At 56.8% G+C, this 12922-nt stretch carries 15 protein-coding genes; 7 read left to right on the top strand and 8 right to left on the bottom strand.

The annotated features are described in order from the left end of the window. The 3 genes from AC221Y_RS12370 to AC221Y_RS12360 form a co-directional block, all read right to left on the bottom strand. Positions 1-413, bottom strand: a 413-nt coding sequence (locus tag AC221Y_RS12370; RefSeq protein WP_486707422.1) for an enoyl-CoA hydratase-related protein, incomplete at its 3' end; no start/stop codon positions are given. A gap of 62 nt (positions 414-475) precedes the next feature. Further along, on the bottom strand, positions 476-718 hold the full coding sequence (locus AC221Y_RS12365; protein ID WP_299751365.1) for a hypothetical protein: 243 nt from the start codon (positions 716-718) through the stop codon (positions 476-478). 147 nt (positions 719-865) lie between these two features. After that, complete coding sequence (locus AC221Y_RS12360) at positions 866-1195, bottom strand: ArsR/SmtB family transcription factor (RefSeq protein ID WP_486707421.1); 330 nt, start codon at positions 1193-1195, stop codon at positions 866-868. A 91-nt stretch (positions 1196-1286) separates the two neighbouring features. On the opposite strand from AC221Y_RS12360, the gene AC221Y_RS12355 reads away from it, so the two are divergent. Genes AC221Y_RS12355 through AC221Y_RS12340 form a run of 4 tightly spaced genes read left to right on the top strand, consistent with a single transcriptional unit; the run spans position 1287 to position 3472 of the window. Then, a complete protein-coding gene (locus AC221Y_RS12355; protein ID WP_486707420.1) occupies positions 1287-2150 on the top strand; it encodes an MBL fold metallo-hydrolase in 864 nt (287 codons plus the stop codon). 16 nt (positions 2151-2166) lie between these two features. Continuing rightward, entirely contained in the window at positions 2167-2592 is a 426-nt protein-coding gene (locus AC221Y_RS12350) for a YeeE/YedE family protein (RefSeq protein ID WP_299751357.1), read from the top strand. Beyond that, the gene (locus tag AC221Y_RS12345; protein ID WP_299751354.1) at positions 2592-3023 is read left to right on the top strand and encodes a DUF6691 family protein; all 432 of its coding nucleotides are present in this window, start codon (positions 2592-2594) and stop codon (positions 3021-3023) included. The genes AC221Y_RS12350 and AC221Y_RS12345 overlap by 1 nt, the downstream gene beginning before the upstream one ends. Positions 3024-3034: 11 nt before the next feature. Continuing rightward, positions 3035-3472: a protein tyrosine phosphatase family protein gene (locus AC221Y_RS12340; protein WP_299751352.1), complete on the top strand. Its 438-nt coding sequence runs from the start codon at positions 3035-3037 to the stop codon at positions 3470-3472. A gap of 348 nt (positions 3473-3820) precedes the next feature. On the opposite strand, the gene AC221Y_RS12335 is transcribed toward AC221Y_RS12340, so the two are convergent. The 5 genes from AC221Y_RS12335 to AC221Y_RS12315 form a co-directional block, all read right to left on the bottom strand. Beyond that, positions 3821-4030: a hypothetical protein gene (locus AC221Y_RS12335; RefSeq protein WP_486707419.1), complete on the bottom strand. Its 210-nt coding sequence runs from the start codon at positions 4028-4030 to the stop codon at positions 3821-3823. 135 nt (positions 4031-4165) lie between these two features. Beyond that, a complete protein-coding gene (locus AC221Y_RS12330; RefSeq protein WP_486707418.1) occupies positions 4166-6850 on the bottom strand; it encodes an ATP-binding protein in 2685 nt (894 codons plus the stop codon). Between the two features lie 3 nt (positions 6851-6853). Further along, positions 6854-7144: a hypothetical protein gene (locus AC221Y_RS12325; RefSeq protein ID WP_299754035.1), complete on the bottom strand. Its 291-nt coding sequence runs from the start codon at positions 7142-7144 to the stop codon at positions 6854-6856. Further along, a complete protein-coding gene (locus AC221Y_RS12320; protein WP_486707417.1) occupies positions 7141-7509 on the bottom strand; it encodes a response regulator transcription factor in 369 nt (122 codons plus the stop codon). Before AC221Y_RS12320 ends, AC221Y_RS12325 begins: the two co-directional genes overlap by 4 nt. Positions 7510-7602: 93 nt before the next feature. Beyond that, positions 7603-8940, bottom strand: a complete 1338-nt coding sequence (locus AC221Y_RS12315; protein ID WP_299754037.1) for a helix-turn-helix domain-containing protein — start codon at positions 8938-8940, stop codon at positions 7603-7605. A 227-nt stretch (positions 8941-9167) separates the two neighbouring features. On the opposite strand from AC221Y_RS12315, the gene AC221Y_RS12310 reads away from it, so the two are divergent. From AC221Y_RS12310 to AC221Y_RS12300, 3 genes are all read left to right on the top strand, one after another. Beyond that, positions 9168-10532, top strand: a complete 1365-nt coding sequence (locus AC221Y_RS12310) for a substrate-binding protein (protein ID WP_299754038.1) — start codon at positions 9168-9170, stop codon at positions 10530-10532. 101 nt (positions 10533-10633) lie between these two features. Next, a complete protein-coding gene (locus tag AC221Y_RS12305) occupies positions 10634-11665 on the top strand; it encodes a branched-chain amino acid ABC transporter permease (RefSeq protein ID WP_299754039.1) in 1032 nt (343 codons plus the stop codon). Positions 11666-11668: 3 nt separating this feature from the next. Then, positions 11669-12874: a branched-chain amino acid ABC transporter permease gene (locus AC221Y_RS12300; protein WP_299754040.1), complete on the top strand. Its 1206-nt coding sequence runs from the start codon at positions 11669-11671 to the stop codon at positions 12872-12874. Positions 12875-12922: the final 48 nt, after the last annotated feature.

Below are 12922 nucleotides of genomic sequence, written 5' to 3'. Positions count from 1 at the left end.
GTAATCTCTGGCGCGCCCAAACGCGCCGTTGGATGCGCCACGCGCACATGTGCCGCCAACGCCAACTCAAGCCCATTACCCAAAGCAGCCCCGGTGATTGCCGCAACAACTGGTTTTTCCATCGCTTCGATATGGTCGCACAAATCGCCAAGCGACGGTGCCTCGGGCGCATCCGCCAAAGCCGAGCCTGCGTCGATCCCTGTGCCCATCGCAAAAGCACCATCGCGCCCCGCGATCACCACCGCGCGACAGGACGGATTTTCACCCGCCGCCTTAAATTGTTCGAAAAGCGAAAGTCGTACGCTGGGCGTCAGCGCGCCATGCGGGGGACTGTCGATGACAATAACGGCCACATCGCCGGACGCCGCCCGCCGAGAAGTGTCACTATCATCAATTGCGTCGGCTCGGCCCATATCGTTTTCTACGCCATGTGGGGCGAAACTCAAGCGCCGCGATACGCCAATCTAGGCTAATGTCAGACCGGAACGTTGTCCCACATGTCATCTTCGACATCTTCGCAGATGAGACGCACCTTCGCGGCTGTCTTTGGCACGGCAATCCGCACCACGTCCGGGGCCTCTAGCTTGCGCGTCAAAAGCGCTTTTGCATCTTCCGCCCGCGACGGATCAGCCAATACTGCATCCACAATCGCGGCCACATCGACGTCGTATCCATGCTCTGCACCAGCCTTGTTCAAGTATGGTGTGGTCTTGCTCATGAGAGCCTCCCTAATAAGGTTGCGACTTCGCGCTCGAAGTTCTTCTGAATAAGACAGTCATACCACGACGCGACTCAAGATGCGTTTACGACGGTCAAAAACGCGCACGCCTTTACCAAACGCCCTGTAATTGAGCGTCTTTTTTTGTCAGCTGCCTGCTTTCGGCTGCGCGCAGAACAAATCGTAAAGAACCTGCACCAAGGCAACCACACGCTCATCAGCAAGCGAATAGCGGACGATTCGCCCCTCTTTCTCAGAGTTCACCAACCCATCAGCCCGAAGCCGCGCAAGCTGTTGCGACACATACGCCTGCGCCAAGCCCAAAGCTTCTTCCAATTCGCCAACGCGTTTTGGCCCCTCAACCAACTGGCACAAAAGCAAAAGGCGCGCCGGATTGGACAAGGTGCGCAAATAAGCGGCAGCCTCTTCGGCGGATTGCGCCATCGCTGACTGTAAAAGTTCAGAATTATCCTTCATGGTACTTGAATCCGGTTCCAATTCGGCAACATATATCATAATACATATGTGTTGCTCTCGTGATTTAAAATATGCGGCAAAGGAGACAGGAATGAAACCTCTGGTCACATCGTTCTTTGACGACGCCACAAACACCATTTCCTACGTTGTGCGCGATCCCGAAGGCACGCAAGCGGCAATTATCGATAGCGTGCTTGACTTTGACTATGCGTCGGGGCGCACGGATACGGCGTCTGCCGACGCGATCATCGACTTTGTCAAAGCCGAAAACCTGACCGTCGCCTGGGTGCTGGAAACCCACGTCCACGCGGATCACCTAAGTGCAGCCCCCTATCTTCAGGAGAAACTGGGTGGCGATATCGGGATCGGCGCGAACATCACAAGCATTCAGGACACCTTCGGAAAACTCTTCAACGAAGGCACCGAATTTCAGCGTGACGGCAGTCAGTTTGACGCGCTTTTCAAGGACGGCGACAGTTTCCACATTGGCCAACTGCGCGGCGATGTTATGCACACGCCGGGACACACACCGGCCTGCATGACCTATGTCATTGGCGATGCCGCTTTCGTCGGAGACACGCTTTTCATGCCCGATTTCGGCACAGCGCGCTGTGATTTTCCGGGCGGTTCAGCGACGGACCTTTTTGACAGTGTGCAGCGCATCCTCGCCTTGCCGGAAGACACGCGCATCTTTGTTGGCCACGACTACAAGGCGCCAGGACGCGAAGAGTTTGCATGGGAATCCACTGTGGGCGAGCAAAAAGCTAAAAACGTCCACGTCGGCGGCGGCAAAGCCCGTGAAGACTTCGTTGAAATGCGCGAAATGCGCGATGCATCGCTTGGAATGCCAAAACTAATAGTACCATCGCTTCAGGTGAACATGCGCGCCGGCAATATGCCCGCGGCTGATGAAAAGGGGAACGTCTTCCTCAAAGTACCTGTAAACAAACTCTAATTACTGGAATTATAAAATGCCACAGGACTGGATATTTGGCCTCATCGGCGGGGCCATGATCGGAATTGCCGCCGCGGCCTACCTCTTGATAAATGGTCGGATCATGGGCGCATCCGGAATCATTGGAACTCTTGTTGACCGCTCCGCCCCGGAAAATGGCGCCGAGCGTCTCGCCTTTTTGACAGGCCTTGTCCTCATCCCCGGCGCTGTGGCCCTTGCCACCGGCACCGCGCAAACGCACCTGACTGGAAACTTCGCACTGATCGCAGTGGCAGGCCTTCTCGTCGGCCTTGGCACTCGCATCGCAAACGGTTGCACCTCGGGGCATGGCGTTTGCGGCATCTCGCGCCTTTCCTTGCGCGGCATCGTCGCAACCGTGTTTTACATTGGTGCGGGCGGCCTAACCGTCGTCGTCTTCCGTCACATGTTGGGGTGGGTCTGATGCGTCTAATCGCAGCGTTTTTCATCGGCGGCCTTTTTGGCGTCGGATTGCTGATCTCCGGCATGACCGACACCCGAAAAGTCATTGGTTGGCTTGATATTTTTGGCGACTGGGACCCAACGCTTGCCTTCGTCATGGGGGGCGCAATCATCCCCATGGCGATCGCATGGCAAATCGCTGCGCGCCGCGCGGCCCCTGCTTTAGGCGGCACGTTCCCAAGCCCGCCCGAACCCCGTCTTGGGCGAAATCTGGTCCTAGGCTCGGTTCTGTTCGGCATGGGCTGGGGGCTTGCCGGCCTTTGCCCCGGCCCCGCCATCGCATCAATCACATGGGGTGGAACCGGCGGAGCGGTCTTCCTTGTTGCGATGATCCTTGGCATGGTGGCCGCACCGCCCCTGAAGCGATCTCTGCAGGGGCGCCAGACCGCCTGAAGGAGACGCCCATGTCATATACGCGCCTTGACGAAAAAATGTCTGTCGCCCCACAGATTGTGCCCGATGACCTGCCCGACATTGTCACTCAGGGCTTCAAGGCTGTGATCTGCAACCGACCCGATAACGAGGTCCCCCTCGATCTGTCGTCCGAAGCCCTAAAGGCCGCCTGCGAAGCGGCCGGCCTTGCGTTTCACAACAATCCTCTCGCACCGGGTGGCCTTACAGGCGAAGCCGTCGCGTCCCAAGCTCATGTCATAGCGACGACAGACGGCCAGGTTCTCGCCTATTGCGCCTCTGGCACGCGGTCGGCCATCCTTTGGGCCTTCGCCAGCGCCGGACAGGGCGATCACACCGCAGCAGACATCGCCAAAGCGCTCGATACCGCAGGTTACGCCTTTCCCGGCATCGCCTCGCAACTTGAGCAATTCGCCGCACAGGCCCGTTAAGGCCCGGCAAATCCGGAAGGTCGGAAAGGTCCGGCAGATTGGGAAAGTCCGGCAAATCTACCTCCTGCCGTTGCTCGATATATCGGCAAGCCTGCCAAGTGCCTCGTCCCCCGTGAGCAGTGCAGAAAGCACCGCCCTGGACGACGCCTCGGCATCAAGCGAGGCCCCAAAGAACACGGATGATTGTGAGACGGGACTGGTTCCATCTGCGCCAGACCGGCCTCGTCCGCCGCCCGCGCCACATCGGCCATCCATTTGTCCAGCATATCGCTAACCACAACTGCATCGGTCCGCGTCGGTGCGCGTTCCTTCGCAGGCACCGATGTCACCTGCCCAAGCGCCAGGAGCTCAACCAACGGGCAAAAGACCGATATCAACAACCAAAAGCCCCACATCGCGCGCATCACGGGTCATCGTACAAGGCAGACCGTGCCGCCCTAAAGCCGCAACAACGTTTATCTGCTCCATCGTTGATTGGGTCACGGCCCGAACATCAGCCTGCAGCGCAAGCGCGCTGATCCGCCGCCCGCAGCACTTCCGCCCGCAAAAGCGCCTCAAACGCCCCCCCTTACTGGACACGGTGGTGCTAGTCGGCGCTCCAAAGGCGAGACCCGCGCCAACTCCGTCACTTTGAAGGCTCCCCATATCAGCTTCGAGAACACCTTAGCGCAATTTGATTACGGTTTGGTTGCCCTAGGTCGCTTTAACCTTGGCATCGGGCACAACGACGCGAAACGCCGCGCCGCCTTGCCCCGGCAGATAGACAATCGAACCGCCAAGACGCGTCATGACCTCACGACATATCGCCAAGCCAAGACCGGCGCCGCCTGCCGCATGATTGTCCGACACGCGGGCAAATTTCTCAAAAATCAGGGTTTGCGCATCCGTTGGAATACCCTTGCCGTTGTCCACGAAATCAACAACCCTTTGTCCTGCGGCCTGCCCCACTTTAATCGTCAACTTCGGAGATGGGTTTTCACAATATTTCAATGCGTTGGCGATCAGATTGATAAACACCTGTGCCAGACGATCACTGTCGGTAAACAGCAGCACATCTTCCCCATCGCCCGACCGTTCAATCGCGAAATGACGCGCTCCCGTCGCCACTTCCATCGCTGCCACCGCGCGATCCAAAACAGCGCCAAGCGTCTCCTCGTCCATATTCAGCGTCACTTGCCCATTCTCAAGCACGCTCAGGTCCAGAAGATCGTCCAAAAGCCGCGTCAGACGTTTTGTCTCGTCGTGAATGATCCGACTATACCGCAGGCGATCACCTGCCTCCATTGACGTATCCCCCATCAAAATCTCGCTGAACGAGCGAATCGACGTCATGGGGGTGCGCAACTCGTGACTGATCTGGCTTAGAAAGCCATCCTTTTGCACTGACAAAGCAAGCAACTTCTCGTTGGCCTCACGCAATTGCCGCGCCGTGCGTTCCTGCTCGGCGGATTTCGCTTCAAGCTGATTTGAGTACTCCAAAATCTGCTGCGCTTCATCGGCCACCCGGATCAGGTCTTCGACCGTAACCGACGCCCCGCCAGTGATCTGCGCTATCATCGCATGCGCAGTTGCAGCTCCGACAGACCCCGCCAACTCGCGCTCAAGCCGATCCATGAAATCCGGCGTCACATCCGGCAAATAACCTTGTTTTCCCTGTGTCGCCGCTTCGCTCTCGAAAATGCGCTGTGCAACACCGGGACCAATAATGCGCTGCGCCATCATCAACAGATCTTCCGCTTCGGCCGCCCTACCGGCCCACCCACGCGCCCGGTCCGAATAGCGGAAAATATTGACGAAAGTCGCACCCTGTAACCGCTCAAGCGGGCTAGGGAAGCTCATCAGAGAAAAGACACAAAACGCCAGCGTGTTCAGCGCCATAGACCACAACACCGAATGAACTAAAGGGTCTAACCCATCGATCCAGAACAAAGCATTGGGCCGCAGCATCGCAATGCCAAACGGTCCCTCCTGAAAGACCGACGCCGATAAAATCGCCCCGTCACCAAAGCTTGGCAAAAACGACGTCCAAATCCAAAGCACAAAACCCGTCACCAAACCCGCCGCCGCACCAATACGTGTGGCCCCGCGCCAGAAGATACCGCCAATGAGCGCAGGCAAAACCTGGCTTACTCCCACAAATGCGACAAGCCCGATGGACGCCAATGCGGCCCCCCCCCCCGACAGCCGAAAGTACAGAAATCCGAGGATCAAAATCCCCGCAATCGACGCGCGCCGCGAGAAGATCACCACATCGCGCACATCGCCCGACACTGTCGCGCCGCCGCTACGCGTGCTCAGCCAGATCGGCATTACGATATGGTTCGATACCATCGTCGCCAACGCAATCGAAGCCACAATGACCATCGATGTCGCCGACGAAAATCCGCCAAGAAAAGCCAGCGTCGCCAATGCGTTCTGATCGAAAGCTAAAGGCAATGTCAGCACAAACAAATCCGGATTTGACCCTTCTGGCATGACCGACAACCCCACAACAGCGATCGGGATCACAAAGAGGCTGATCAGGAATAAATAGACCGGAAACGCCCAGGCCGCGGTCGACAAATGCCGCTCGTGCTCGTTTTCGACGACCATGACCTGAAACATCCGTGGTAAGCAAATGAACGCCGCGGCCGACAGGAAAATCATCGTCATCCAACGGTCGGGCTGCAACGCCCAGACATCTATCGGCGAGGCATCAATCCGCGCCATCATATCGCTCGGGCCCGACCCAATCCAGAACACCGCAAAAATGCCAACCGCAAGAAGCGCGATCAGCTTGACTACCGCTTCGAGCGCAATCGCCATGACTATGCCGTGGTGACGTTCTTCGACATCCAGATTGCGCGTGCCGAACAGAATGGTGAAAACAGCCAGTCCGAACGCCACCCATAGCGCCACGACTGCAAGATCCTCAGGCGCGTTCGACTGCCCCCCCCTGAAGACAGCAAAACTCAACGTCACCGACTGCAATTGCAGCGCGATATAAGGCGTCGTCCCCGCCACCGCCAAAAGCGTCACCAGAACGCCCAGCATGTTTGATTTACCATACCGCGACGAGATCAAATCCGCGATCGACGTGATCCGCTGCGTCTTCCCGATCCGCACCAAACGCCGCAACAGCACCCACCACCCGACCATCACAAGCGTCGGCCCCAGATAGATCGTCGCAAACTCAAGGCCCGAGCGCGCCGCGTAGCCAACCGCCCCATAAAACGTCCAGGCCGTGCAATAGATCGACAATGAAAGCGTATAAACCAGCGGCGACCGCAACCACCCGCCCTGACCGCGCTCGGCGCGTTTATCCGCCCAAAACGCCACCGCAAAAAGTAACGCAACATACAGAACTGAAATCAGGGCGAGGGCGTTAAACGACAACACGGCTTAGCGCATGCCTCCGTCTTTTGACAACGTTGCCTCGGAGGTTTCTCTGGGCTCGCCAAAGGGGTCGAAGTCCGACAACCGTCGCGAGATTAGCCGCGTCGCGCCGATCAAAATCGCCCAAACGGAAAAGATGTACAAAATGCCGCCTGACGTCGTGGCGCGATCCGCCCAAAGCAACGGTAGTAATAGCAAAACAAGGCCGACAACCGGCATCAGGCGGGCCGCATCGCTTAACCGGCGGCGGCGATAGCTTTGTCGTTCCAGAAAGACCGGTTCGGGCGGACGGCTCACTTGCCAACCAATGCGCGCACAGTCGCAAGGACCTCGCCATTCGAGAAAGGCTTGGTCATAAAGCTACTCGCCCCAAGCTTTTCAGCCAGTTCGCGATCCTTCTTTTGCCCGCGCGCCGTCAACATCAACACCGGCAGCTCCTTAAATTCCGGATCCTCGCGCAAATCGTGCAAAATATCGTAGCCCGACCGGTTCGGAAGCATCACATCAAGCACAACCAGATCGGGACGCCGGGCGCGCACCGCATCCAGGGCCGTCAAACCATCCGAATGAGTATCAACGCGCCAGCCATCGCGCGAAAGGATAAACCGGATCGCCTCGATGATGTTCGGCTCGTCTTCGATCAGCAGAACACTCCTGCCCATGACTGACTCCTCCCTAAAGCCAGACAAAATCGTCTGAAACGACTATCCCTGATGGAACACGAAGTGTCAAAATATTGTTCGCAGACAGTCACATCACCCAAATTTAGGCGCAGGCTCCGAGACGTTCAGGATCGAAGGTTCGCGCCGCGCCGGGCAGTCCCGGATTGCGCAGACACGACACGACGTGCCGACCTGATAGGGCGCGTCCTCCTCGCCGACCGAGGCAAGAACCGGCATCAAAAGCATGGTGGACTCCACCACCGGAGGCCGCTCGAACCCTGCCACATAATCTGACGTCGCTATCGACCACGTCTGAAACCGCACGTCGTCCTGCCCAACCAGCGCTACATCAGTTCGCACCGGCGTCAACGGTCGGTGAAGCGCTTGAAACAACGGCCAGACGGCACATGCCGCCCCAAACCGCGGCGGCGCAAACCCGCGCACCGGTTTCCGAAACGCCAATGTTCCCGAACCGTCGCAAATCACCAGTCCGGGTGGAAAGCCCCCCTTAAAAAAGCGCGCCGGCAAAGTCGAAAGCCGTCGCATGGCGCGCGGTAAATCAGTCGAAAACCGCGCCGACAACCGCATCGGATCCCTCTCACCGGCAAGAACCGCCTCTTCAAACGGACCCACAGGCAACGCCCGCGCATCCGCGCGATAGCGTTCCAGGAACGCCGTGGCCAAAGCGCGCGCCGCAGAAGATGAAAACACGGACCCTGCCTGCGCCACGATATCACTCGCAGCGGTGTCATTGTCCGTTTCAAGCGCGTCGATCCGCCAATCCTGATCGCTTAACCATGCTTCAAGTTCGTCCAGCGGCAAAGACAACACCCGATCCGTGTCTCCTCCCACGTCAAGATAGCCGACCAAAGCTTCGGTCGCTTCCGCCAAACGCTGGCTGTCTTCGTAAATGTTGCGGTGAAAGCGCGCCTGCCACGCGGCTTCAATCTCGTCGCCGGTCGCCAGAATTCCGCTGGTCGACCGGATCGCCGTGACTGTCGACAAAACATTGTGCAGCGACGCCGACAAAAACGGATCATGCGTCAGCCGGTCATTCAAGGTTTCGACCAACCGCTCCAGTTCAGACACCCGGGCGTGCTGCTGCGTCACAAGCCGCGCCCATCCCGGAAACCGACCCGCGAAATCCTCGCTCCTTTCGATATCTGCACCCGGCTCCGCAAAGCCCCCGGCGACCGCGTCCAAAGCCTCGGTCAACGCCGCCCCCGCGCCCTCGCTCAAGGTCGCCGTGTTCACCCCAAGGGCGCCGGCCACATTGTTCAGTAACGCGCCGCCGATCTTGCGGCGATTATGCTCGATCAGGTTCAGATAACTGGGTGAAATACCGCATTCGCGGGCAAGTTCGGCCTGCCGCAACCCCTTATCAATCCGATATTGGCGGATACGAGAGCCTGTAAGGACGGGACGCGCCATGGCGAAAACCTCGAGTTTTCAACGACTTTCTGTGAGTGCGAGAGAATTTCTTTACAACTTTCTGCACTCGCGCGTTTATTTATTTACAGAATAATCGTTCAAGAGTCTAGGCTTACTATCTTTTTTTCATAACCCGACCGATAACATCCCTACCTTGTAAAAGGTCCGGCTGCGCGAGGAGGCGCTTGTAGACAACTACACAAGCCGGAAAACAAAGGGAGAGCTTTATGACAAAATCTAACTTTACCCGTCGTGGTGTGCTGAAAACTGGCGCACTCGCCGGTGCCGCAATGGCGACACCAACCATCTTCGACGGTTCCGTCTGGGCTGCCGGTCACACCGGCTTCACAAACGCCCCTGAAGGCGGTTCGGTTACACTTGGCTTCAACGTTCCACAGTCCGGTCCCTACGCAGACGAAGGCGCCGACGAATTGCGCGCCTACGAGCTTGCAGTCGAGCACCTGAACGGCGGCGGCGATGGCGGCATGATCAGCACCTTCTCGTCCAAAACGCTGGACGGCACGGGGATTAACGGCAAAAAAGTCGAGTACGTCACAGGCGACACTCAGACAAAATCTGACGCCGCTCGCGCATCTGCCAAGTCGATGATCGAAAAAGACGGCGCCATCATGATCACTGGTGGTTCGTCCTCTGGTGTTGCAATTGCTGTACAGGGTCTCTGTCAGGATGCTGGCGTTATCTTCATGGCTGGCCTCACACACTCGAACGACACCACTGGTAAGGATCGCAAGGCCAATGGTTTCCGCCACTTCTTCAACGGTTACATGTCCGGCGCCGCTCTGGCACCTGTGCTTGCTGCCCGTTACGGCACTGATCGTAAAGCCTATCACCTGACCGCGGACTATACGTGGGGCTGGACTCAGCAGGAATCGATTGCAAATGCGACCGAAGCCCAGGGCTGGGAAACTGTTAACAACGTTCTGACACCGCTGGCCTCGACGGACTTCTCGTCCTACATCGCTCCGGTTCTGAATTCGGGCGCAGATGTTCTGGTTTTGAACCACTACGGCGGTAACATGGTTAACTCGCTGACCAACGCAGTTCAATTCGGCCTGAAAGACAAGCAAGTCAACGGCAAGAACTTCGAAATCGTTGTTCCGCTCTATTCGCGCCTGATGGCACGTGGTGCTGGTGAAAACGTTAAGGGCATCCTTGGCTCTACCAACTGGCACTGGTCGCTGACCGACGAAGGCTCCAAAGCTTTTGTTAAGTCGTTCGGCACCAAGTACGGCTTCCCGCCAAGCCAGGCGGCTCACACCGTTTACTGCCAGACGCTGCTTTATGCAGACGCCGTCAACCGTGCCGGGTCGTTCAACCCATGCGCTGTCGGTGAAGCTCTTGAAGACTTCGAATTCTCGGGTCTGGGCAACGGCGACGTTCTGTACCGTGGCGCTGACCACCAGTGCTTCAAGGACGTCTTGGTTGTGCAGGGTAAAGAGAACCCAACATCCGAATTCGACGTTCTAGAAGTTGTCGAAGTTACGCCGCGCGCGCAGGTCGAGTATCCACCGAACCACCCGATGTTTGGCGGCGACGAAGCGTCTTTGGGCGAGTGTAACCCAGGCGCATAATAGCGCGATGAAAAGAAGGGGCCGCGCACGCATCGCGCGTCCCCACACTTTCGCCGCACAGGTCGGCGGATCTGCGATTTTCAAAATTTTAGGGTGGGGACATGGACGCCTTTATACTTCAGGTTCTGAACGGCCTCGACAAGGGGTCGGCCTATGCGCTGATCGCCCTCGGCCTGACTTTAATCTTCGGCACGCTCGGGGTGGTAAATTTTGCCCACGGCGCTTTGTTCATGCTCGGTTCGTTTTGCGCAGTGACGTTGCAACGGATTTTGTCGCTCAGCTACGAAACCATTGACGAAACCCAGCTTGACTTCCTCGGCAACCCGCTGAAGGTCAAATCCACCTATATCGAAAGTTGGCTAGGGAAGGATGTCGGTTTAGCCATAATCGACTGGTCTGTCCCGATCGCAATCTTGTTCGCGATCCCGGTGATGATCGCTATCGGCGTCATCATGGAGCGCGGCCTAATCAAGCACTTCTACAAGCGCCCCCATGCGGACCAAATCCTCGTGACGTTCGGCCTTGCAATCGTGATCCAGGAAGTCGTCAAGTATTACTACGGCGCCAATCCAATCCAAACACCGGCTCCCGACAGCCTCTCCAAAGCGCTCGACCTCGGTGTGATGATCGGATTTGATCCAAATGCAATCATCTACCCTTACTGGCGCCTGATATATTTCTTCTTCTCAATGACCGTCATCGCGGGTGTCTTCGCCTTCCTGCAGTTCACCACGTTTGGCATGGTGGTTCGTGCAGGCATGGCAGACCGTGAGACAGTCAGCATGCTGGGTATCAACATCGACAAACGCTTTACCATCATGTTTGGCATCGCAGCCGCCGTGGCTGGGCTTGCGGGCGTTATGTACACTCCTATCAATCCGCCGAATTATCACATGGGGATGGACTTCCTTGTCCTAAGCTTTGTTGTCGTCGTCGTCGGCGGAATGGGATCTCTTCCGGGCGCGGTGCTTGCGGGCTTTCTACTCGGTATTCTTGAAAGCTTTGCATCAACTGCTTGGGCCACAAGTTTGCTCCCCGGCATCAACCAGATCATCATCTACCTTGTCGCAATTATCGTTCTTTTGACCCGCCCGCGCGGATTGATGGGACGTAAAGGCGTGATGGAGGAATAAAACATGCTTGGCCTCAACTTCAGAGACAGATCACTATTCTTCATCGTCATTGCCTTGACCGTGCTGGCGCCGTTCATTCTGAACCCGTTTCCTTCCGAAAGCTCGCTGGCACAGTTTAATGCAGGCTACCCAGATCTGATGCAGCGGTTTGTTATCTTCGGGATCTTCGCGATCGGTTTCAACATCCTTTTCGGACTTACCGGGTACCTCTCGTTCGGTCACGCCGCGTTCCTGGGTGTTGGGTCCTACGCCGCCGTGTGGGTGTTTAAACTGTTCACCTACAATGTTCTTCCGGCAATCATTTTGGCAGTCGCTGTCGCCGGCCTCTTCTCGCTATTGATTGGCTATGTATCGCTGAGAAGATCGGGCATCTATTTCTCGATCCTGACTTTGGCTTTCGCACAGATGTCGTTCGCTCTGGCCTACTCCGTTCTGTCAAACCCCAAATTCAACCTAACCAACGGCGAAACCGGTCTCCAGGTCTACGCGGATGACCCGCAATGGCTGCACCGTGACAGTCTGCCGGATCTGCCGCACCTCTTCGGACTTTCGATGAGGTCAAACTATCAGCTCGATATCGGCGCTTGGACGTTCAATTTCAACGTGGGCTATTACCTCTGCGTCGTGATCATGCTTATCGTATTCTATATTGCGATCCGTTTGTTCCGATCACCCTTCGGGATGATGTTGCGGGCGATTAAATCGAACCAGCAAAGACTGAATTACACCGGTTTGAACTCGCGTCCCTATACACTTGCAGCATTTGTCATCTCGGGAATGTACGCCGGTCTCGCAGGTGGACTGATGGCCGCGATGGACCCGCTTGCAGGGGCAGAGCGCATGCAATGGACTGCCTCAGGTGAAGTCGTGCTGATGGTTATTCTTGGCGGTGCGGGTACGTTAATCGGACCAATCCTGGGCGCCGGTTTTATCAAATACTTCGAAAACATATTCTCGAAGATCAACGATCAGATCCTGCACCAGTGGTTCGCTTTCCTGCCCGACGGGCTCGAAGACTTCCTCGTCTTCATCATCCACCCGTTCATCGGCAAAGGCTGGCATCTCACATTGGGCATCTTGTTTATGCTTGTCGTGATCTTCCTGCCCGGTGGCCTCGTCGAAGGCGGACAACGTCTTGGCAAACTCTTCGGTCGCCGTAAAAAGACTGAAGATGCTGCCAAAGACGCTGCCAATACACCTGCGGAATAAGGAGAGACCAAATGGGAATTCTTGAAGTCAAAGGTGTAAACAAGCGCT

The organism is Boseongicola sp., assembly GCF_057460485.1.
The sequence above is the reverse complement of the archived record's forward strand: the minus strand, read 5'-3'. Positions and strand labels throughout refer to the sequence as shown.